We start from the raw sequence: 20055 nt of genomic DNA, 5'->3' as shown, positions 1-20055 counted from the left end.
GTTAGAGCAGATCGCCGTTTCCGTGAAACGGTGAAATGCTCTAGGCCCGCTCCTTGTCTTGCGAAGCCTCATACAGTTTGGCCTCGGTGGCATAGGAATAGATCATCACCGACATCGAGTAGATGAAGCCGTGCCGACCGCATAGGAAGTAGCGCTTGGCCAGGTAGAACTTCAGGAAGTTGCCGAAAGGCGACAGCACCAGCCGTACCAGGCCGGGCTTCTTGCCTCTCTCGACCAGCGTGGCGACCTTGAGGCCGGAATAGGTATTGGCCCTGGCAAGGTCGTCATTGACGGATATCTCGCGGCGATGCAGCAACACGCCGCTTTCGATCGTGCGGGTCTCGCCCGGCACAATGAAGGATTCATGGACCCGCGAGGTGAGGTCCATGGTGGCGACTTCCCGGCGAAACAGCCGTAGAAGCCGGTTGTGGAGCACCCAGCGATGCGCATAGCCATAGCCTTTCAGCCAGTCGCGGCGGCGAATGTACCAGCCGTCGATGCCGTTGTTGGCGGTCTGCGTGGCCGCCACGATGGCTTGGCGCAGTGAATCGTCGACGCGCTCGTCGGGATCGATCGAAAGGCACCACGGTTGCCTGGCATGGTCGAGCGCGAACTGCCGCTGGCGCGGGAAACCCGACCAGTCATTGTGAAACACCCTTATCGGGTAGCCTTTGGCGATGAACGCATTGACGACGTCCAGAGTGCTGTCCGTCGAGCCTGAATCGACGACGATGATCTCGGCGCAGAAATCGACGCTTTCCAGGCACTCGCCGATCATGTCGGCCTCATTCATGCAGATGACCAGCGCCGAAACCGGGCTAGAAAATCGAGTCATCGTCCCACCCCACGGCACACTGTTCTCGGAATTGGGCTGCCCTGCGCCACCTGTTTTACGCAATCCCGAAAGCGCTATGCGCTTTTCCCAGGAAAACCGTTACACACTTTTTCTGGAATTGCTCTAGGAAACCAGCAAGGTGGCTACGGCAGGACATCCGGCTTCACAGAAGTGCCTATCGAACGCCAAAGCGGCGCTGATATGGCGAGGCGTTCAAGCCGCATCGGCGAAAGCCGGTTGCGGTTCACCGGCTCAAGGCTGTGCGAACGAGACCAAGCCTTCGTCCTTGACCCGGCGGATGGTGAGCGCTGTGCGCACCGTGTCGACATTCGGGGTCGAGGTCAGTTCCTCGATGACGAAGGTCTGGAAGGCGCCGAGGTCGCTCGCCACGCAATGCAGGAGGAAATCGGATTCGCCCGACACCATCCAGGCGTCGCGTACGATCGGCCAGCCGCGGGTGCGCTCGGCAAAGATGCGCAGCTCGGCATCGGCTTGATGATGCAGGCCGACCAGGCAGAAGGCAACGACATCAAGGCCGAGCGCTGGTGCGTTGAGCAGAGCGCGGTAGCCACGGATGATGCCGGCTTCCTCCAGGCGCTTGACGCGGCGCAGGCATGGCGGTGCCGAAATGCCGACGCGGTTCGACAGTTCGACATTGGTCATGCGGCCGTCGCCCTGCAATTCGCGCAGGATCTTCCAGTCGATGGCGTCGAGGTCGGCCTTGAGCGGCATGAGGGCTCTCGATCATGAGGGGCAACACGCAAGAATCTTGCGTGATTTTGTAATTAAACGACTTCGCTGTCCATTCCATCCTTCGCCGGAATATTTCGCGGGATCCGCGGGCGACAGGGTGTGACAAAGCTTTCCGGGGACGAACTCCAACTTGCCTTGCTGGCGTCGTGGGCAACACTTACATTACGCGCGACAATGATCGAGTTTTCCATGCCGCAATTGCCGGCAGCCCTCCGCAGAGGCTTTAGATGACCACCAAGCACGCGCCCGTTCTCATCATCGGTTCCGGCCCGGCCGGCTATACGGCGGCGGTCTACGCCGCCCGCGCCATGCTGAAGCCGATGCTGGTCGCCGGCCTGCAGCAGGGCGGGCAGTTGATGATCACCACCGATGTCGAGAACTATCCCGGCTTCGCCGACCCGATCCAGGGTCCGTGGCTGATGGAGCAGATGCTGAAACAGGCCGAGCATGTCGGCACCGACATCATCAACGACATCATCACCGAGGTCGACCTCAACGTGCGACCGTTCCGTGCCAAGGGCGATTCCGGCACCACCTACACCGCCGACGCGCTGATCATCGCGACCGGCGCGCAAGCGAAATGGCTGGGCATCCCGACCGAGCAGGACTTTATGGGTTTTGGAGTCTCGGCCTGCGCCACCTGTGACGGCTTCTTCTACCGGGGTAAGGATGTCGCGGTGATCGGCGGCGGCAATTCGGCGGTGGAAGAGGCGCTCTATCTGTCCAATCTCGCCAAGAGCGTGACGGTCATCCACAGGCGCAGCGATTTTCGCGCCGAACGTATCCTGCGCGAGCGGCTTCTGAAGAAGGACAATGTCCGCGTCATCTGGGACACGATCGTCGACGAGATCACCGGTCGGCCCGGCAAGACGCCGCTGCCGCCCTCGGTCGAAGGGCTGAAGCTCAAGCATGCGGTGACCGGCGAGGTGTCGCACCTCAAGATCGACGGCGTGTTCGTGGCCATCGGCCATGCGCCGGCGGTTGAACTGTTCGCCGGCAAGCTCAAGCAGAAGCCGAACGGCTATCTGTGGACGGCGCCGGATTCGACCCGCACCGATGTGCCGGGCGTGTTCGCGGCCGGCGATGTGACCGACGATATCTACCGCCAGGCGGTGACGGCAGCGGGGCTTGGCTGCATGGCCGCACTCGAGGCGGAGAAGTATCTGGCCGGCATCGAAGTGCATCGCGAAGCGGCCGAGTAGAGAGTTCAGAGAGCGGCTTAGAAACGCCGTGTAAAAGCCTGATTTTTCATTCAGACGCCAAAACAGAACGAGGGGAATCATGGCGTTGGACTGGGACAAGCTACGCGTGTTTCACGCTGCGGCGGAGGCGGGGTCGTTTACCCATGCGGCCGAGACATTGCATCTGTCACAATCGGCGATCTCGCGGCAGGTCAGCGCGCTCGAGCATGATGTCGGCGTGCCGCTGTTCAACCGCCACGCCCGCGGGCTGGTGTTGACCGAGCAGGGTGAGATGCTGTTTCGCACGGCGCATGACGTGCTGATGAAGCTGGAGACCATCAAGTCCCGGCTGACCGAGACCAAGGATCGCCCGTCGGGCGTGCTGCGGGTAACGACGACGGTGGGGCTGGGCGCCGGCTGGCTAACCGAGCGGGTGCAGGAATTCATCGAACTCTATCCTGAAATCAGCCTGCAGTTGATCCTCGCCAACGAGGAGCTCGATCTCACCATGCGCCAGGCCGATTGCGCCATTCGGCTGCGCCAGCCGCAGCAGCCGGACCTGATCCAGCGCCGCCTGTTCACCGTGCATTTCCACCTCTACGCGGCCCCATCCTATGTCGCCAAGCATGGCAGGCCGTCTTCCGTCGCCGAGCTGAAGGCCCATCGCATCGTCACCTTCGGCGTGCCGGTGCCGTCGCATCTGTCGGAGCTGAACTGGCTGGAAACGGTCGGTGATTTCGAAGGCGGACAAAGAGTGCCGACGCTGCAGATCAACGACATATTGTCGATCAAGCGGGCGGTGCAGGGCGGTGCCGGTATCGCCATGCTGCCCGACTATGTGATCAGCAAGGACTCCGACCTCGTGCAGCTGCTGCCAGAGACCGAGGTGCCGTCTTTCGACACCTATTTTGCTTATCCGGACGCGATGAAGAACCAGGCCAAGCTGCACGTGTTCCGGGACTTTATCATCGCCAAGGCGAGAAGCTGGTCATTCTAAGGACATGTCGATTGCCTGGCCCGACCTGAGCCTCAACATGCCCTGAGACGGCGCTGCCGGTTTCACCTAACCCCCGCCAGGGCGACAGTCGAGGCAACCAGCCGGGTACGTTGCGGCGGTAGGCGTCGTATTCGGCGCCGTACCGATGAGCCAAAGTCGGCTCCTCGTAGAACCGCACGAAAGAGCCCATGGCGATCGCGCCGATGACCGCATAAGCGGCCAGCGTCCAGCTCGAGAACAGCAATGCCTGGCCGAGGATGATCGACAGCACGGCGACATACATCGGGTTGCGGACATGACGGTAGATGCCGCCGATCACCAGCCTCTCGGTTGGCGCGACCGGAGCGGGCGTGCCGAGGCCCTCAAGCGCGAATCGACCGAAGGCATGCAGCAGTGCTGCGATCGCGACGGCGATCAGAAGCCCGCCGACAGGGACAAAGCCCGGCAGACCAGACCACGGCAAGCCCCAGCGATCGGTCAACAGCCAGGGCACCAGCCCGGCAACCACGCAGGGCGTCGCGATGAAGAAGGCCGCACTGCCGGCGATCGCCGAAAACGTCCGCATTGGCTGCTTCCTCCCCGATTGCCTCAGAAATGCACGCCTGCTGCCTGCTTCCACATCATTGCCCGGTTTTGGCATTTTGAGCCGAAAGCCAGCGAGATCGGCGATTCTGTAGTTGCAATTGCCCGATTCGGCGGCCCATTTCGACGATTCTGTTGGTCCTATTGGCTTCTGGAATGGGTTAGACCACAGCCTGCGCCTTTTTGCATGCGTGTGTTGCAAAATAGATGCTTGTTTCTTGGGCATGATGAGCACATATATAGATCATCTCCTGGGTGCGTTCTCCTCCCATTAGCGCCCTCGAGTGTTCCCCTCTGGAGGTTAGCCTTAACAGGCACTCCAATCAAACTCAGCCGGATCTTCATTGATCCGGCTTTTTTGTTGCCTGTGCTCTGCTGGGCCGGCAAAAAATTCCATCACAATTGCCACGTAACGGTGACATGTAACCTCTGGTAACATAGCCCGGACGCCCGCGACCTGCTATGTGGATCATAGGACGCGGTGTGGTTCGGACGGGAGATGGGGGCATCACTCGTACGGCCCGGGCTCAGGCGGCTACCGCGTCCGAACCGTTTTTTCCGCCGAACTCGGCGGCACCAAATGCGGCGGACCTGCCGTTTTACCTCCCAAGGAAACGGTCCGCGAACAAAACGACGTCCGGTCCCCGCCGGACGTCGTTTTCTTTTGTCCCCCTCGAATCAGGTTCGAGAGGAACGCTACGCCATCAGGCAGCCTTGCCGTTGGTGTTCATCGCCTCGTCGGCCAGACGGCCGGTGAGTTCGGCCATGTGGTCGAAGACGGCACGGTAGCTGGCGACGCCCGCGGTCGCCGAGCGCAACTCGATGATCAGGTCGCCGATCTCGGCTTGCGGCATGGTTGCCTCGACGACATCCCATCCTGGCCAGCCAGGCCGCGCGTCGTAGCCGAGTATCTGGCCGCGCCGTTGCGGGATGAGAGCGATGATCTTCGAGGTGGCGTCGGAGGGTGTGACGATCTCGACCTTCATCACAGGCTCCAGGAGCACCGGCAAGCACGCGGCCATGCCTTCCTTCATTGCCAGCCTGGCCGCCATCTGGAAGGCCATGTCGGAGGAATCGACCGCATGGTAGGAGCCGTCCGACAGGTTGACTGCGACATCCACGACCGGAAAGCCCAGCGGCCCGGATTTCAGATAGTCGCGCACCCCGGTCTCGACCGACTGGATGTAGGTCTTGGGCACGACGCCGCCGGTAATGGTGTCGGTGAACTCGAAGCCGGAGCCGCGCGGCAGCGGCTTGATCTCGATCACCACGTCACCGAACTGGCCATGTCCGCCGGACTGTTTCTTGTGACGGCCGCGCTGTTGCGCCGATTTGCGGATCGTCTCGCGATAGGGCACCGCCGGCGGATGGCCTTCGACCGGTATCTGGTTCTTGCCTTCCAGCCGCTCGCGCACCACGCGCAGATGCATCTCGCCATGGCCCGACAGCACGGTTTCAGCCGAGTCCTGGTTGTGGCGCAGGCTGAGCGAGGGGTCCTCCTCGGCCAGCCGCTGGATGGCAGCCGACATCTTCACTTCGTCCTTGCGCTCCTTGGGACGGAGCGCGAAGGCGAAGACCGGCTGCGGCGGCTCGAACTGGACGAGCGGCTTGATGCCGCCCTTGGCCGAACTCAGCGTCTGGCCGGTCTTGACCTCGTCCAGCTTGCCCAGCGCGACCGTATCGCCGGCCTTGGCGATGGAGAGCTTGGACTGGTCCTTGCCGAGCATCCGGTAGATGCCGGAAACCTTGGCCGTGTCGCCGCCGGGCAGCCAGAGTTCGGAACCGTCGACGACCTGGCCGGAGAGGATGCGCGACACCGACAGCTTGCCGCCATGCGAGGTGTGGATGGTCTTCATCACCTGGACCAGGGTAGCCGCGCCGTCGGGTGCACCGAGCCGCTTGCGGGTCGCCTCGATGTCAGGCGCGTCGTGGCGGATCGCCTTCAGGAGACGCAGCACGCCGTTGCCTTTCTCGGCGGTGCCGATCAGCACCGGGGTCACCGCGCCGTCGCGCAGGTCGGCGGCGAGATCGTCGAAGATCGCGTCCTTGGGCGGTTCGATCTCCTCGAGCAGCTGTTCCATCAACTGGTCATCATGGTCGGCCAGCGTCTCCAGCATCGAGAAACGCGCTTCGAGCTCGCGCGCCTTCTCGTCGCCGGGAATCTGCGCCACCTCGCTTTCGGCATATTCGCGATAGATGTAGGCGCGCTCCAGCGCCAGGTCGATCGAACCAATGACGACGCCGTCCTTGCGCAGCGGAATCTGGCGCAGCAGCAATGGCACGGCACTGGCCGGCTGCAGCATCTTCAGCGTGTCGCGCACGCCGGTGATTGCCTTGTCGACCTTGTTGAGAAACAGGATGCGCGGCACGCCGAGATCGTCGAGCTTGCGCATGATCAGTTGCAGGGCAGGGATCTTCTTTTCATCGGCCTCGGCCACGACCACCGCGAGGTCGCAGGCGGTCAGCACCGGTTCGGCTTCGAAAGAGAATTCGATGGAGCCGGGACAGTCGACGAAGGTGATCTGCTCGCCCATGAATTCGGTGGTGGCGATCGTCGCCTCGACGCTCATGGCGTGGGCGCGCGCCTCGGGCGAATGATCTGAAACGGTGTTGCCTGATGAAACGGGATTTTGTCGGGGAATTGAGCCCGTACGGGCCAATATGGCTTCGAGAAGTGTCGTCTTACCGCTTGCGAAGGGACCGACTATGGCAATGCATTTCGGTCCCGTGCGTCGTCCTCCGGCGCGAGTACCCATGACTGACCTCCACTCAGGCGTTTCCCGTAGGACCGACTGGCATGCATGGTTCAGGCGTGGTCAATCGGTCCTGAGCGGCGGCCGGCCTGTTCGACCGTCGCGGGCGGGGTTCTTTTCAAGTCCACCTGCCCAAAGCCATCGTCCCACTTGTTTGCCGGCAGGGCAAGGAAAATAGAAATCCTTTGCTCGGCCGTGGACCCGTGCTGGCCATATAGGGGGCTGGCAGCCGGAAGCTGTTGCACGTCGGCCGATATCGGCGGAAACTGAAGCTGGCGACCCGTCGCCCGCTGTTTTGAAGGACCATCGACCCATGAAGATCATTGCCTGCGGCAGCGTGCCGACCGTCATCGCGCCGGAAAAATACTTCACCGGCCGGGTGCTGCAGACGCCGATCATCGAGAAAGAGGCGCCGGCGCGGCTGCGAGCCACGCTGGTCAGCTTCGAGCCGGGCGCGCGCACCCACTGGCATACGCATCCGCTTGGCCAGACGCTCTACGTGACGGTGGGCGCCGGGCTTGCCCAGACGTGGGGCGGCCCGATCCAGCAGATCAGGGCGGGCGACGTCATCTCGTTCGCGCCTGGCGAAAAACACTGGCATGGCGCGGCGCCGAAATCGGCGATGACGCATATCGCCATGCAGGAGGCGCTCGACGATGTCCATGCCGACTGGCTGGAAGCGGTGACATCGGAACAATATGACGGCTGAATGCTCAGTCCGCAGGAACCCGGCTTCTATTCCAGCCGCAACATTTTCAGAAGAGGGCGACTCGCGGCGAGTCCCGTACCATGGCGCAGGCCATACTCAGTCGCCGGATCGACAGCGCCATGCCGCCCGTTCAACTGACCGTCGGCCAGTAATTTGCGAAACTCACGTCCAGACATAGCCATGTCAAAGCACCGTTTGCCCCTGGTCGCCGCTGTCTATCTTGGTTCGTTCGTGGCTCTGCTCGACGTCAGCATCGTCAATGTCGCGCTGCCGACCATCCAGCAGGCGTTGCAAACCGATTTCGGCGGCCTGCAATGGGTGGTCGACGCCTACACGCTGTGCCTGTCGGCCTTCATGCTGTCGTCCGGCCTGATCGGCGACCGCTATGGCCGCAAGCGCTCATGGCTGGCCGGCGTCGGCATCTTCGTGGCCGGCTCGCTGATCTGCGCCGTCGCGCCCAATTTGCCGGTGCTGCTGGCTGGCCGGGTCGTACAGGGCATCGCCGGCTCGCTGCTCATTCCAGGCGCGCTGTCGATCCTGACGCAAGCCTTTCCCGATGCGCGCCAGCGCGCCGGCGTCATTGGCGGCTGGGCGTCGTTCGCCGCCATCTCTCTGCTCGTTGGTCCCGTCCTCGGTGGCATCCTGGTCGAGACCGTCGGCTGGCAAAGCATCTTCCTGATCAACCTGCCGCTTGGTCTGATCACGATCGCGCTCGGTGCTGCTTCGATCAACGAGACGGCGCATCCCGAACATGCCCATCTCGATCTCGTCGGCCTGGCTCTCAGCATCCTGTGGCTGGGGGCGCTGACCTTTGGCCTGATCTCGGCCGGCGAGAATGGTTGGGGCGAGCCAAGGACGGTCACGGCGCTCATCGCAGGTGTCGTCGGCCTGGCTGCTTTCCTCGGCTTCGAGGCGCGCACGGCACGGCCGATGCTGCCGCTTGGCCTGTTCCGTGACGTCCGCTTTGCCGTCGCCAATGTCGCTTCGTTCGCGCTCGGCTTCACCTCCTATTCCAGCGTCTTCTTCTTCTCGATGTTCCTACAGCAGGTGCAGGGCTGGTCGCCGACGCAGACCGGCCTGCGCATGGCGCCGGCCTTCATCGTCCAGATCGTGGTGTCGCCGTGGATCGGCAGGCTGAGCGCGCGCTATGGTCACTCCGCGCTGATGACCATCGGCTATGTTGCTATCGGCCTGTCCATGCTCGGCATGTGCTGGGCCGGTCCTTGGACGTCCTACGCGACGCTGTGCCTTCTGTTCGCCATCGGCGGCCTCGGCAATGCGCTTGCAATCCCGACCGGCAGCGCTGCCGCCATGTCCTATGCGCCGCGCGAACGCTCGGGCATGGTGTCGGCGGTCATCAATGCCACCCGCCAGAGCGGTCTTGCCATCGGCATCGCCTTGCTCGGCGCCTTGATGAGCATGCGGGCAACCAACCTTTTGACCGGGTATCTCGGCGATGCCGGTGTCGCCAACGCGGAAGCGGTCGCCCGTGCTGCAATTTCGCGGCATGATTTCGCAACCGATGCGGCGATGGGCGAAAGCGGCGTGCATGAACTCTATGCTGCCGCCTATGCCGGCGGCTTTCATGCCGCCATGCTGACGGCAGCGATAGGCGCGTTCCTCACCGCCGCACTGCTGGTTGCCGTGCTGGCGCCGGCCGAGGCGCGCTCGGCCAAAGAGACCAAGCACGAGGCGTGAGGCTGACGGCCCATTGAAAACCCGGCAGTGAAGCCGGGTTCTGCGTTCAAAGCGCGCCGCTCAGGTCAGCGAAGCCGTAAAGCGCTGGATGCGCGTGCAGGCTTCCTCCAGAAGCGTCTCCGAGGTGGCGTAGGAGATGCGGAAGTTGGGGCCGAGGCCGAAGGCCGAGCCGAACACCACCGCGACGCCCTCGGCTTCGAGCAATTCCGAGCAGAAGGTTTCGTCGGTGTCGATCGGCTTGCCGGCCTTGGTCTTCTTGCCGATCAACTGGGCGCAGGAGGGATAGACATAGAAGGCCCCTTCCGGCGACGGACAGGTGATGCCGCGCGCCTGGTTGAGCATCGAGACGACGAGGTCGCGACGGCCTTGAAAGATCGCCTTGTTTTTGGCGATGAAATCCTGCGGGCCATTCAGCGCCTCGACGGATGCCCATTGCGCGATGGTGCAGGCGCCCGATGTCTGCTGGCCCTGGATCATGTCCATCGCCTTGATCAGTTGGACCGGGCCCGCCGCATAACCGATGCGCCAGCCGGTCATTGCATAGGCTTTCGACACGCCGTTCATGGTCAGCGTGCGCTCGTAGAGCTTAGGCTCGACCTCGGCGATGGTCTTGAAGACGAAATCGCCATAGGTCAGGTGCTCGTACATGTCGTCGGTCAGCGTCGAGACATGCGGATGCTTCAACAGCACGTCGGCCAGCGCGCGCAGTTCGGCCTCGGTATAGGCGGCACCCGACGGGTTCGACGGCGAGTTCATCAGCAGCCATTTGGTCTTCGGCGTGATCGCCTTTTCCAGCACGGAAGCGGTCAGTTTGAAGCCGTTGTCGATCGAGGTGTCGGCAAACACGGAGGTGCCGCCGCAGATCGCCACCATCTCGGGGTAGCTGACCCAGTAGGGGCGAGGAATGATGACCTCGTCGCCGGGGTTCAGCGTCGCCATGAAGGCGTTGAACAGGATCTGCTTGCCGCCCGTACCGACGATGGTCTGCTCGGGCTTGTAGTCGAGATTGTTCTCGCGCTTGAACTTTTTTGCGATCGCCTCGCGCAGCGGCACGATGCCCGAAACCGGCGGATACTTGGTTTCGCCGCGGCGGATCGCCTCGATTGCCGCATTCTTGATGTTGTCGGGCGTGTCGAAATCCGGTTCGCCGGCGCCGAGGCCGATAATGTCACGGCCGGCATTTTTCAGCTCGCGCGCTTTCTGCGTGACCGCGATGGTGGCGGAAGGCTTCACGCGCGAAAGGGTGTCGGCAAGAAAGGCCATGAGCTTGACGTCTCCATGGAAGATCGGCGCGGCCAGGAGCGACCGCGGCGCTTCTCATGTCGCATGATTTCGCGCAACGCAAGCATTGTCGGCTGATCCAGGTCTCAAGGAGCTGTGATCGGACCAGGGGTCGGCAACAATAAATTCATTAACGAGCGGTAGAGGCTTGAGTGGCAGGATCGCAGACCAATTGCGGAGCGAGGAACCGTGTCGCGCAGCGTCGGGCTTGCCCACATCATCCGTCAGGACGACGGCACCTCCACCGGTGTCTGGGGCATCTACACGTTGCAAAGCGCTTTCCAGCCGATCTTCGCCTTCAAGGAAGGCAAGCTGTCGGTGGTCGCGTTCGAAGGGCTGATCCGACCGTTCCGCGACGGCGAGCCACAATCGCCGATGAATTTCTTCTCGACCTGTCCGGCCGCCGACCGGCTGCATATCGAGGCGCTGACCAGGACGCTGCATCTTCTCAACGCCGGTGCCTGCCTGCCGCGGGAAGCGTCGATCTTTGTCAATTTCGACCCGTCGGTGTTCACCGAACGCACTGTTGCCGACGCTGCCTTGCGCGAGATGCGGCTCGTGCTGCACGAGGCCGGCATTGACCCGCGTCGCGTCGTCTGCGAGGTGACCGAGCAGCGGTCGGCGTCGCAGGAAGCCTTGCACGGCTTCGTCGCGGCACTGAGAGCCAACGGTTTCCGCATCGCCGTCGACGACTATGGCGCCGACGATTCCGACATCAACCGGGTCAAGGAGTTGAAGCCGGATATCGTCAAGTTCGATGCCTACTGGATCACGCAGCTGATGGAGTCCGGCGCCGGCTTCGCGTTGCTGACCACCATGGTGAAGAACTTCGAGGAGCAAGGCATCCATACGGTGTTCGAAGGCATCGAGGAGGGCTGGCAACTGGAGCTCGCCGAGAAATCGGGTGCGTCGATGGTGCAGGGTTTCGTGCTGGCGCGACCCGAATTGGCGCCGACCAGCTTTGGCGTCTTCGACAAGGCCGGGCAGGCGCCTGTCGCTGCTGCCGTCGACACGTCTGCTGCTGCCGTGGCAACGCCTTCGGCGCGGCCGGTCAAGGCCTTTGGGCGCCGCGTGGCGACATGAGAGGTGATCGGCGGCGCAATGTCGGCGATGCGATCCGGGTCGACGAAGTCGGCATCGAATACGGCATGTATGGCGAGTTCCGGCTGCGCAGCGCCTATCAGCCGATTTTCGCGCCGCGCGGCCGGTTCCTTCACGCGGTCGCGGCCGAAGCCCTGATCGAGCCGCACCGTGCGGGCCGCCCCGGCGCGCCAAAGATGTTCTTCGAAAGCGTTGCCGTCTCGGACCGGCTGTTTGTGGAAACCATGTGCCGGGCGCTGCATCTCAGGAATTTTCGCAATATCGGCGTCGACGGGCTCGACCTGTTCTTCAACTACAATCCGTTGATCAACGACCATGCCGGGCGGGCACTGGCCGAGATTCGCCTGATGACCAGGCATCTCGGCGAGTTCGGCCTGGCGCCGGCCATGCTGGTCTGCGAAATCACCGAACAGGCGGCGGACGACGCGCTTCTCGCGCGGCTGGTGTGCGAAATGCGGCGCGACGGCATCCGCATCGCCATCGATGATTTCGGCACCGGGCACTCGACCGAGGAGCGGGTGAGCCTGCTCAAGCCCGACATCGTCAAGATCGATGGCACCTGGTTCGCGGAGTTCTGTCGCCACGCTGCCGCTGAACGGTTCTTCCGCCCGCTGGTTTCCAGCTTGCATGACCGCGGCGCCAAGGTGCTGGTCGAAGGCATCGAGCAGCCCACCCATCTGCGCGTCGCGCTCGAAGGCGGCGTCGACCTGCTGCAGGGTTTTCTCCTCGCCCGCCCAGCCTTGGCGGGGACCGTTTTCGAGGAAGAGCCACTCAACATCGACACGCTGCTGGGTACCGGCGGCAATGTCGTCCCGCTGTTCGGCTAGGGGCGCCACTATTCACACATCAGCGGCGCTGATCGTCGCGACAAAACAAATCATTGGTTGAGTCCGCCGCCGCTGCGATAATCGCGCGGAGAGAGTGCTCGGGGGAACAGCCATGATACTTTACGGCATGATAGACAGCGGCAATTGTTACAAGCCGCGCCTGCTGATGGCGAAGCTTGGCCTGGCCTTCACCAACGTCGAGGTGAGTTCGCACACCGGCGACACACGCAAAGCCGACTTTGTCGCCAAGAACCCGAACGCCATGGTGCCGCTGCTCGAGTTCGACGATGGCCGGCGGCTGGCCGAATCCAACGCCATCCTGCTCTATCTCGCCGAAGGCACACGCTTCCTGCCGGCGGACAGGTATGAGCGTGGGCTCGCGTATCAATGGCTGTTCTTCGAACAATACAGCCACGAGCCCTACATCGCCGTGCGCAAGGCGCTGCTGACCTTTCCCGAACGTGCTGGGGATGCGACCCCGGAGCGGCTGGCGGTGACGCTGGAGCGCGGCAACAAGGCGCTCGGCGTGATGAACAGGCATCTGGAAAACAATGCCTTCTTCGCCGGCAGCGCGCTCAGCGTCGCCGACATCGCGCTCTATGCCTATACGCATACGGCGGAGCAGGGCGGTTTCCAGCTCGACGCCTATCCGGCGGTGTCGGCATGGCTTGGCCGCGTGGAAGCGGATCCGGGGCATGTGCCGATCGAGTGGGTGGGGTAGCCTTCTCCTCCTGAAGGAGGGGCTATTTCAACAAATGGTCGTAGTCGGCGTGGGTGCCGACCCAGAACCAGATCACATCTTCATTGTTGCGTATGGCAACAGCCCGATAGTTTTCGTCAACTCGCGCCGACCAATAGCGACCGACCTGTTTGAAATGCAGTGAGGGATGAAAAGGATCGAACGCAGTCGGGCAAAACGCCTGTCCGCCTTTGCTCTGATTGACGATGGCAGTTTTTCATAAGCCTCCCAGAACGATGGAGAGGCGACGTGGTTCACAGCCGCGTCCGACCAGCGCGATGGTCAGCCAGCGCCTGTTCGGCAAGCCTGTCCAAACGGCCCGTCTTCGCGTCGGCTTCCATCTGCCGGTCCCACATATCTGCCTGGAGCGCCTCGAACCAGGCGGCAAACGCCTTCAGTTCCTCGGGGCTCAGTTCGGCGACGGATTTTTCGATCTGCTCAAGTTTGGTCATGGCCGAATGGTACCACTACTGGGCTAAAAGTACCACAAGTTGGAACCATAGTGCGGGCTGCGCCACCTAACCCAGACAGCAAAAAAGGCGGGATAAATCCCGCCTTCCCATGCTTGGTAGCCTGATCGGGAGCGTCCGGTCCGGGCTGGCAGCTATCTGCTGATCCAGCTTGTCGGGTCTTTCCGCTCCAGCGCGCTTCTCGCGCGACTGTCAGTACATCCGTGACTTGCCGCGCGCCCCGAACTCTCGCCCGGCGCGCGCTATCGCAAAATCAGGCTGCCTTGCTCAGAGATCCAGCGGACGACTTGCCAGTGCGGCGGTCCTGCTCGATCTCGAAGTTGATCTTCTGGCCTTCGACCAGGGTCGACAGTCCAGCACGCTCGACAGCGGAGATGTGGACGAATACGTCCGCGCCGCCCGCGTCAGGCTGAATGAAGCCGAAGCCCTTGGTGGCGTTGAACCACTTGACCGTTCCAGTTGCCATTTAGATAGTCCTTCACATTTGCTTTAGATTGACCGGACCGAGGTCCAGCCGGTGTGCATCGAGATTTTGGAGATAGACGTCAGCAAACGCGATTATCGCGAGGCCCGGATCGATCGGCCGAAATATCAATGGAAGGCATATAGGCTGCTTTCGCACAAAAAACAAGACTGTGTGAGAAAGCCGTGATCAGGGCGCTGCCCAATGGCCGCCCCAATCGCGTGAGAGCGTCACGACGGATCGCGACGTCCCTGGGCGGCGGATCAGGGAGAGGACCATGAAAACCATTCTGCTTGCCGCCTGCCTGACGCTTGTCGCCGCTCAGGCTCAGGCGATCTCGCGCTACGACCCGACGCGTATGAGCTGCGGCAAGGTTCAGGCGACGATCGCCCGGCAGGGGGCGGTCATCCTGCGCTACCAGTCGAAGCGAGTGCCGGGACTGTCGCTCTACGACCGCTATGTGCAGAGCCAGCGATTCTGCAGCATGGGCGAGGTGAGGACACGAGCCTACGTGCCGAGCGCCGACACAAAGTCCTGCCCGGTCTACAACTGCAAGCGGCCGGACAACGACCGGCATTTCCGCCGGCGGTTCTTCCATAACAACTAGCGCTTGTCGACCGGCAGCCATTGCTCTCAATCCCGGATATGCTCCGTGAGCATGGATACGAATTGCGTCACCTTTTGCGGGCGAAAGCGCGCCGCCGGATAGACCACGTGAATGCCGCCGGAGGGCAGCGCCCAGTCGGGGAGCACGTGGACGAGGCGCCCCTGCGATAGATAGTCGACGACCAGATAGTCCGGCAGAACTGCCAGTCCGCCGCCGGCGAGCGTCGCTTCCAGTACGGCGGGCGTCGAGTTGATGGAGAACGCCTCGCGCAGGGTGATGGTGCGCGGCTCGGAATCGCCTCGGGTGAAGTTCCAGGTGAACGGCTTGCGAAGCACGGCATTGGCAACGAGCGGCAAGGAAGAAAGATCTTCCGGCTTGTCCACCCTGATCCCGGCCGCGAAATCCCGCGACGCGACCAGGATTTGCCGGAAGGTGCCGATGCGTCGCGCCTGCTGGCTGGAGTCATCCAGCCAGCCAACCCGGATGGACAGGTCGATCTTGTTGCCGATCAAGTCAATTATGGCATCGGAAATGACCAGTTCGACGCCGCAGGCCGGAAATCTCTGGCGAAAGCGGGCGGCGATCGGGGCCAGCACGATCGCGCCATAGTCATTGGACGCGGAAACACGCAGCACACCGGCCACCTCGGCGTTGGCCTCGCCAACCTCGGCGACCGCTTCTTCGACATCCCGCAGGATCAGAACGCAGCGTGCATGCAGAAGACGGCCTGCTTCCGTCGGCTCGACCCTTCGCGTCGTGCGCACGAGAAGCGTGGTCCGCAGCTCAGCCTCGAGGCGAGCGACTTGTTGGCTGACGACTGTTTTCGTGATGCCAAGCCGCTCGGCCGCGCGGGTAAAGGAACCTGCGTCGACCACGGTGGCAAAATAGGCGAGGCGATTGAGGTTTATCGATTCCACCACGAAGGCTCATTGTAAGCTTTCAACATACAGTTTGTATTATTACGGCCAATTTATTGATTAATCCAGAGGGCTTACCGTGCCGTCTACCGTCCGCCCTGCGGGCCCGTAGCCGCACCCGATCCCCTTTCATTCAACGGAGATATTCCATGTTCACGAGGAGACAGATCATGAAGACCTCATTGGCCCTCGGCGCAACCGCCGTTTTCGCGCCCATCGACAGCGGCCAGGCCGCCGGCGCCAAGCTTGGCTGGAAACACTTCCCGGCGGGTCCAAACGGCTTCTTCCGTGCGCCGGTGCTGCTGTCGGGGCCGAGCGAAGCCCTGTTGATCGACGGCGGCTTCACCTATCCGGACGGCAAGGCGCTCGCCGATGCCATCAAGGCCACCGGCAAGAAGCTGACCACCATCTATGTCACTCAGTCTGATCCCGATTACTACTTCGGCCTGAAGCCGGTGCGGGACGCCTTCCCTGAGGCAAAAGTCATCGCTGCCTCCGCCACGCTGGAAGCCATCAAGGGCAATGTGGAGAAGAAGCTCGCCGTCTGGGGTCCGCAACTGAAGGAAAATGGCCCGCAGGCGCTTTCCGACATCGTCCTCCCCGAGGCATTCGACGGCGCAACGCTGACGGTCGATGGCGAGACTGTAGAGATCGTCAATGCGGAAGAAGGATTGGCCAACCGCCGCTATCTGTTCGTGCCGTCACTCAATGCCGTTTTCGGCGGGGTGATGATCTTCTCGGGCGTTCACGTCTGGACCGCCGACACGCAGACCAGGGAAAGCCGCGCCGCCTGGATCAAGACGCTGGACGCGATTGCCGCCCGCAAGCCCGCTGTCGTGGTGCCCGGCCACATGGCCCCCGATGCCGCGATCGGTCCTTCGGCGGTGGAGTTCACCAAGTCCTATCTCCTCACCTTCGAGGAAGAACTGGACAAGGCGGCAGACAGCGCCGCGTTGAAGGCCGCCATGGAGACCCGCTTCCCCGGCCTCGGTATGGGCGTCGCCCTCGATGTCGGATCCAAGGTCGCCAAGGGCGAGATGAAGTGGGGCTGATATGGCGACGAACCTCGATTTGATCCGTGGAACCTACGAGGGAACTTCCGAGGAGAACGGCCGCAATCTGCTGGCCGTTCTTTCCGCCGACATCGAATGGACCGAGGCGGAAGGATTCCCCTATGCCGGCACCTATGTCGGCATCGAGGCCCTGATGCAGGGGGTCTTCAAGCGGCTCGGCTCGGAGTGGATCGGATACCACGCCGACGTGCACAGCTTCATTGCCGATGGCGACCGGGTGGCGGCCTTCGGCGTGTATTCCGGTACATATAAGGCGACGGGAAAATCCATGACTGCCCCCTTCGCTCATCTCTACGAGCTGCGGGACGGCAAGATCATCCGCATGCGGCAGTATGTCGATACGGTGCTCGTTGCGCGCGCACTGGCCTGACACCGAAGCAACCGAGGGAGACATCCGTGCTGCAACTTAAATCCTTCGCGGCGGCCGCTTTCGCGGTCGCGGCCCTCACGGCCGCGGCGCATGCGGGAAACACCAAGCCGGTCAAGCAGGTGCTGCAACAGCATGAATTGACTCAAAAAAACAGGACGCTTGTCCTGAAAGCCTATCAGGCGCTGTTCGGCGACCATGACCTTACCGCGCTGGACCGCTATTGGGCCGAGGCTTACATTCAGCATAACCCGACGATGACGGATGGCCGAGACTCGGTCAAAAAGCTTCTCGAAAGCATGGGTGTCGCCAATTGGCCAAAACAAAAAGTCGACTTCAAGCGGGTGATCGCCGAAGGCGACCTCGTCATGACCCAGGTCGTTCAACCGAAGGCAGGCAACATGCCGGAGACGGTCATCGTGGACATTTTTCGCGTTGAAAACGGCAAGATCGCCGAGCATTGGGACGTGATGCAGCCGGTGCCCGCCAACCCGGTCAATAAGCGACCGATGTACTGATCCAGGCCTTCTGCCAGCGCCGGCCGCCGCTCAAAACCCGAACGATACCTGCGCCGGGGGCGGCGGGCCGACGCGCACGCCTTCCATGGCCAGCATCTTCTCCTTGGTGACCGAGCCGCCCGGCGCCGAGAAGCCGCCGATCTTGCCGCCGGCGGCAAGGATGCGATGGCAAGGGATGACCAGCGGCACCGGATTGGCGCCAAGGGCGGCCCCGGTTTCGCGGGCGAGCCCGGCATGGCCGGCGGTCTTGGCCAGCTCACCATAGGTGGTGGTTTCGCCGAAGGAGAGTTTTCGCGCCGCGTCGTAAATGGCGAGGCGGAAATCGTCGACGCCGTCGAGATCGACCGGTACGGCGGAGAAATCGACATCCTCGCCCGCCGCATAGGCCTTGATCGCTGCGATCAGCTCGACCACCCATGGCGGCTGCGCCGTGGAAGCGGAAACGCCACCGTGACGCAGCAGGCGCCGTTCCACCGCTTCGCGGCTGCGTTCGGGCAGGCAGAGCCGGATCAGGCCCTTTTCGCTCCAGGCAATGCCCATGAAACCGATCACTGTTTCTAACACTGCGTGGCCGGCCGTGATCGAAGCTGTCGTGACCATGATGCGTTCCTTCCCGCAAAGTGGCGAAATCCGGGATTCGTCCCAGTACATATCCGGAACAATATGGCATCGCCGCCTGCGTCTCGCCACCCGAAAACCACCTGATCGCCCCGATTGCCCGGCCTGAATCGCTGGTGTAAGGGATTTCTTAACAACCCGACAAACCGGACCCGAGCGCGGCTTGCCAGCAAAACTCAACCTTATCGCGATCGGCGTGATCCTGGCCGCCGCCGGCATCAGCGGCTGCACGTCGACCTCGCAGATGAAGTCCGCGCCTGCTCTCACCGAAACAGCGACCGCCGCCGGCGCTGATGCCGGCTTCACCGTGCCTCTGCCGGAGACGGTTTCGGTGCTGCCGGAATCATCGGGGATCGCCCCCGTTCAGACGGCCGAGCTGCCGCCCGATCCCGCCGCACAGCCGGCTGCGGCGACCGCCGCTTTTGCCGGATCGACACCGGCGGCACCAGCCGTGCCTGCGGTTATGACCGCCAATGCCTGGCAGGCGCCGCCGCCGGCAAATGCGAACGAACCGGTCAAGGCGGCCGAGACTTATACGACCGCGGGGCTGATCGTGCCGGCAACCGCCAAGGGCGACCGCATGCCCGGCGTCCAGCAGGTCGCCTATGTCGTGCCGCAGAACCCGGCGGCCCTGGTCCAGTTTCCGGCAGGGCCCGTGCAAGAAGAACACGCGACGGGCGTGCGTGGCGATGTCGAGCGGCTGATCGAGAAATATGCGGCGATCTACCAGGTGCCGGTGGACCTGGTGCGCCATGTCGTCAACCGCGAGAGCACCTTCAACCCGAAAGCCTACAACAACGGCCATTGGGGACTGATGCAGATCAAGCACGCGACGGCACGCGGCATGGGCTATGACGGACCGGCCAAGGGCCTGTTCGACGCCGAAACCAATCTAAAATACGCGGTCAAATATCTGCGCGGCGCCTGGCTGGTGGCCGGCGGCAACGCCAAGAAGGCCGACTGGCTCTATCAGACCGGCTATTATTACGACGCCAAGCGCAAGGGCCTGCTCGAGGCGACCGGCCTTGGCCGCGACCGCCAGCGCCGTCGCCTGCAACCCGACGCCTGAGCGCGATGCCTGAACCGCGCCCGCCGGCCCTGAACGACATCCGGCTGCGCAAGATCCTCGACGAGACGCTGGTTCCGCCGCACTGGCCCGACGGCTTTGTCATGCGCAGTTTCGAGCCTGGTGACGCGCCCGCCCTGCATGCGCTTTTGACGGAAGTGTTCGATGACGGCGCCGATGGTCCGTTCGACGAGTGGTGGCCGCGTATCGCGGACGATCCCGAATTCGACCCGGCGCTGTGCTTCCTCGTCATCGACGCCAAGGGCCGGCTGGCGGCGGCGGCGCTGTGCTGGACCCGCGCCTTCGTCAAGGATCTTGCCGTTCATCCCGAGGCGCGCGGCAAGGGTGTTGCCGAAGCGCTGATGTGGCACGCCTTCGCCGTTTTTCGCGAACGCGGCGCCGACCATGTCGACCTCAAGACCAACACGGTCGAGAATCCCGCCGCCGTCCGGCTCTATGAGCGGCTGGGTATGATGCCTGTCGCCTGGGAAGGCTAGGGT

The 20055-nt window shown here is 62.8% G+C and carries 21 protein-coding genes and 2 pseudogenes; 13 read left to right on the top strand and 10 right to left on the bottom strand.

From position 1 onward, the window contains the following. Nucleotides 1-40: 40 nt before the first annotated feature. Both EN955_RS18755 and EN955_RS18750 read right to left on the bottom strand, forming a co-directional pair. Nucleotides 41-835, bottom strand: coding sequence for a glycosyltransferase family 2 protein (locus EN955_RS18755; protein ID WP_024504151.1), 795 nt, complete (start codon nucleotides 833-835; stop codon nucleotides 41-43). Between the two features lie 252 nt (nucleotides 836-1087). Further along, the gene (locus EN955_RS18750; RefSeq protein ID WP_023809735.1) at nucleotides 1088-1567 is read right to left on the bottom strand and encodes an Lrp/AsnC family transcriptional regulator; all 480 of its coding nucleotides are present in this window, start codon (nucleotides 1565-1567) and stop codon (nucleotides 1088-1090) included. A 248-nt stretch (nucleotides 1568-1815) separates the two neighbouring features. On the opposite strand from EN955_RS18750, the gene trxB reads away from it, so the two are divergent. Further along, on the top strand, nucleotides 1816-2790 hold the full coding sequence (gene trxB, locus EN955_RS18745; protein WP_013530078.1) for a thioredoxin-disulfide reductase: 975 nt from the start codon (nucleotides 1816-1818) through the stop codon (nucleotides 2788-2790). 79 nt (nucleotides 2791-2869) lie between these two features. After that, nucleotides 2870-3766: a LysR family transcriptional regulator gene (locus EN955_RS18740; protein WP_013530079.1), complete on the top strand. Its 897-nt coding sequence runs from the start codon at nucleotides 2870-2872 to the stop codon at nucleotides 3764-3766. 70 nt (nucleotides 3767-3836) lie between these two features. On the opposite strand, the pseudogene EN955_RS18735 reads toward EN955_RS18740, so the two are convergent. Next, nucleotides 3837-4331, bottom strand: a pseudogene (locus tag EN955_RS18735) (isoprenylcysteine carboxylmethyltransferase family protein); the annotation flags it as partial. Between the two features lie 721 nt (nucleotides 4332-5052). Continuing rightward, nucleotides 5053-7104: an elongation factor G gene (locus EN955_RS18730; protein WP_024504149.1), complete on the bottom strand. Its 2052-nt coding sequence runs from the start codon at nucleotides 7102-7104 to the stop codon at nucleotides 5053-5055. Between the two features lie 310 nt (nucleotides 7105-7414). Here EN955_RS18730 and EN955_RS18725 point away from each other — a divergent pair, with 310 nt between their 5' ends. Together EN955_RS18725 and EN955_RS18720 are read left to right on the top strand one after the other, a co-directional pair. Next, nucleotides 7415-7810, top strand: a complete 396-nt coding sequence (locus EN955_RS18725) for a cupin domain-containing protein (RefSeq protein ID WP_024504148.1) — start codon at nucleotides 7415-7417, stop codon at nucleotides 7808-7810. A gap of 180 nt (nucleotides 7811-7990) precedes the next feature. Next, nucleotides 7991-9508, top strand: a complete 1518-nt coding sequence (locus EN955_RS18720) for an MFS transporter (protein WP_024504147.1) — start codon at nucleotides 7991-7993, stop codon at nucleotides 9506-9508. Nucleotides 9509-9568: 60 nt separating this feature from the next. On the opposite strand, the gene EN955_RS18715 is transcribed toward EN955_RS18720, so the two are convergent. Next, nucleotides 9569-10771, bottom strand: a complete 1203-nt coding sequence (locus tag EN955_RS18715; RefSeq protein ID WP_024504146.1) for a pyridoxal phosphate-dependent aminotransferase — start codon at nucleotides 10769-10771, stop codon at nucleotides 9569-9571. Between the two features lie 207 nt (nucleotides 10772-10978). Here EN955_RS18715 and EN955_RS18710 point away from each other — a divergent pair, with 207 nt between their 5' ends. The 3 genes from EN955_RS18710 (at nucleotide 10979) to EN955_RS18700 (ending at nucleotide 13438) form a co-directional block, all read left to right on the top strand. Continuing rightward, nucleotides 10979-11872, top strand: a complete 894-nt coding sequence (locus EN955_RS18710) for an EAL domain-containing protein (RefSeq protein WP_013530085.1) — start codon at nucleotides 10979-10981, stop codon at nucleotides 11870-11872. Beyond that, on the top strand, nucleotides 11869-12717 hold the full coding sequence (locus EN955_RS18705) for an EAL domain-containing protein (protein WP_024504145.1): 849 nt from the start codon (nucleotides 11869-11871) through the stop codon (nucleotides 12715-12717). The genes EN955_RS18710 and EN955_RS18705 overlap by 4 nt, the downstream gene beginning before the upstream one ends. Before the next feature lie 112 nt (nucleotides 12718-12829). Further along, a complete protein-coding gene (locus EN955_RS18700) occupies nucleotides 12830-13438 on the top strand; it encodes a glutathione S-transferase family protein (RefSeq protein WP_013530087.1) in 609 nt (202 codons plus the stop codon). Between the two features lie 22 nt (nucleotides 13439-13460). Here the strand turns inward: EN955_RS18700 and EN955_RS35475 are convergent. From EN955_RS35475 to EN955_RS18685, 3 genes and pseudogenes are all read right to left on the bottom strand, one after another. After that, nucleotides 13461-13714 (bottom strand): annotated as a pseudogene (locus EN955_RS35475) (hypothetical protein). Further along, nucleotides 13711-13908, bottom strand: a complete 198-nt coding sequence (locus EN955_RS18690; protein WP_024504143.1) for a hypothetical protein — start codon at nucleotides 13906-13908, stop codon at nucleotides 13711-13713. Before EN955_RS18690 ends, EN955_RS35475 begins: the two are co-directional and overlap by 4 nt. 271 nt (nucleotides 13909-14179) lie before the next feature. Further along, complete coding sequence (locus EN955_RS18685) at nucleotides 14180-14392, bottom strand: cold-shock protein (protein WP_010910991.1); 213 nt, start codon at nucleotides 14390-14392, stop codon at nucleotides 14180-14182. Nucleotides 14393-14666: 274 nt separating this feature from the next. Here EN955_RS18685 and EN955_RS18680 point away from each other — a divergent pair, with 274 nt between their 5' ends. Beyond that, nucleotides 14667-14996, top strand: a complete 330-nt coding sequence (locus EN955_RS18680) for a hypothetical protein (protein ID WP_024504142.1) — start codon at nucleotides 14667-14669, stop codon at nucleotides 14994-14996. Nucleotides 14997-15022: 26 nt separating this feature from the next. Here the strand turns inward: EN955_RS18680 and EN955_RS18675 are convergent, their stop codons facing one another. Continuing rightward, a complete protein-coding gene (locus EN955_RS18675; RefSeq protein ID WP_024504141.1) occupies nucleotides 15023-15913 on the bottom strand; it encodes a LysR family transcriptional regulator in 891 nt (296 codons plus the stop codon). Nucleotides 15914-16062: 149 nt separating this feature from the next. Here EN955_RS18675 and EN955_RS18670 point away from each other — a divergent pair, with 149 nt between their 5' ends. The 3 genes from EN955_RS18670 to EN955_RS18660 are packed head-to-tail and all read left to right on the top strand — an operon-like array spanning nucleotide 16063 to nucleotide 17871. Then, entirely contained in the window at nucleotides 16063-16965 is a 903-nt protein-coding gene (locus EN955_RS18670) for an MBL fold metallo-hydrolase (protein ID WP_024504140.1), read from the top strand. 1 nt (nucleotide 16966) lies between these two features. Continuing rightward, on the top strand, nucleotides 16967-17356 hold the full coding sequence (locus EN955_RS18665; protein ID WP_013530093.1) for a nuclear transport factor 2 family protein: 390 nt from the start codon (nucleotides 16967-16969) through the stop codon (nucleotides 17354-17356). A 26-nt stretch (nucleotides 17357-17382) separates the two neighbouring features. Beyond that, entirely contained in the window at nucleotides 17383-17871 is a 489-nt protein-coding gene (locus EN955_RS18660) for a nuclear transport factor 2 family protein (RefSeq protein WP_024504139.1), read from the top strand. 30 nt (nucleotides 17872-17901) lie between these two features. On the opposite strand, the gene EN955_RS18655 is transcribed toward EN955_RS18660, so the two are convergent. Beyond that, a complete protein-coding gene (locus EN955_RS18655) occupies nucleotides 17902-18471 on the bottom strand; it encodes a methylated-DNA--[protein]-cysteine S-methyltransferase (protein WP_013530095.1) in 570 nt (189 codons plus the stop codon). A 181-nt stretch (nucleotides 18472-18652) separates the two neighbouring features. On the opposite strand from EN955_RS18655, the gene EN955_RS18650 reads away from it, so the two are divergent. Both EN955_RS18650 and EN955_RS18645 read left to right on the top strand, forming a co-directional pair. Then, the gene (locus EN955_RS18650) at nucleotides 18653-19558 is read left to right on the top strand and encodes a lytic transglycosylase domain-containing protein (protein WP_013530096.1); all 906 of its coding nucleotides are present in this window, start codon (nucleotides 18653-18655) and stop codon (nucleotides 19556-19558) included. 5 nt (nucleotides 19559-19563) lie between these two features. Next, nucleotides 19564-20052: a GNAT family N-acetyltransferase gene (locus tag EN955_RS18645; RefSeq protein ID WP_024504138.1), complete on the top strand. Its 489-nt coding sequence runs from the start codon at nucleotides 19564-19566 to the stop codon at nucleotides 20050-20052. Nucleotides 20053-20055: the final 3 nt, after the last annotated feature.

This window comes from Mesorhizobium sp. M7A.F.Ca.CA.001.04.2.1, from assembly GCF_003998485.1.
Lineage (GTDB): Bacteria > Pseudomonadota > Alphaproteobacteria > Rhizobiales > Rhizobiaceae > Mesorhizobium > Mesorhizobium ciceri.
The sequence above is the reverse complement of the archived record's forward strand: the minus strand, read 5'-3'. Positions and strand labels throughout refer to the sequence as shown.

Bases quoted from the DNA above. Each gene is read 5' to 3' on its own strand.
- EN955_RS18690 (WP_024504143.1), bottom strand. From the start codon at position 13,908: ATGACCAAACTTGAGCAGATCGAAAAATCCGTCGCCGAACTGAGCCCC.
- EN955_RS18705 (WP_024504145.1), top strand. From the start codon at position 11,869: ATGAGAGGTGATCGGCGGCGCAATGTCGGCGATGCGATCCGGGTCGAC.
- EN955_RS18680 (WP_024504142.1), top strand. From the start codon at position 14,667: ATGAAAACCATTCTGCTTGCCGCCTGCCTGACGCTTGTCGCCGCTCAG.
- EN955_RS18685 (WP_010910991.1), bottom strand. From the start codon at position 14,392: ATGGCAACTGGAACGGTCAAGTGGTTCAACGCCACCAAGGGCTTCGGC.
- EN955_RS18740 (WP_013530079.1), top strand. From the start codon at position 2,870: ATGGCGTTGGACTGGGACAAGCTACGCGTGTTTCACGCTGCGGCGGAG.
- EN955_RS18645 (WP_024504138.1), top strand. From the start codon at position 19,564: ATGCCTGAACCGCGCCCGCCGGCCCTGAACGACATCCGGCTGCGCAAG.
- EN955_RS18725 (WP_024504148.1), top strand. From the start codon at position 7,415: ATGAAGATCATTGCCTGCGGCAGCGTGCCGACCGTCATCGCGCCGGAA.
- EN955_RS18720 (WP_024504147.1), top strand. From the start codon at position 7,991: ATGTCAAAGCACCGTTTGCCCCTGGTCGCCGCTGTCTATCTTGGTTCG.
- EN955_RS18730 (WP_024504149.1), bottom strand. From the start codon at position 7,104: ATGGGTACTCGCGCCGGAGGACGACGCACGGGACCGAAATGCATTGCC.
- EN955_RS18670 (WP_024504140.1), top strand. From the start codon at position 16,063: ATGTTCACGAGGAGACAGATCATGAAGACCTCATTGGCCCTCGGCGCA.
- EN955_RS18715 (WP_024504146.1), bottom strand. From the start codon at position 10,771: ATGGCCTTTCTTGCCGACACCCTTTCGCGCGTGAAGCCTTCCGCCACC.
- EN955_RS18700 (WP_013530087.1), top strand. From the start codon at position 12,830: ATGATACTTTACGGCATGATAGACAGCGGCAATTGTTACAAGCCGCGC.
- EN955_RS18755 (WP_024504151.1), bottom strand. From the start codon at position 835: ATGACTCGATTTTCTAGCCCGGTTTCGGCGCTGGTCATCTGCATGAAT.
- trxB (WP_013530078.1), top strand. From the start codon at position 1,816: ATGACCACCAAGCACGCGCCCGTTCTCATCATCGGTTCCGGCCCGGCC.
- EN955_RS18665 (WP_013530093.1), top strand. From the start codon at position 16,967: ATGGCGACGAACCTCGATTTGATCCGTGGAACCTACGAGGGAACTTCC.
- EN955_RS18655 (WP_013530095.1), bottom strand. From the start codon at position 18,471: ATGGTCACGACAGCTTCGATCACGGCCGGCCACGCAGTGTTAGAAACA.
- EN955_RS18750 (WP_023809735.1), bottom strand. From the start codon at position 1,567: ATGCCGCTCAAGGCCGACCTCGACGCCATCGACTGGAAGATCCTGCGC.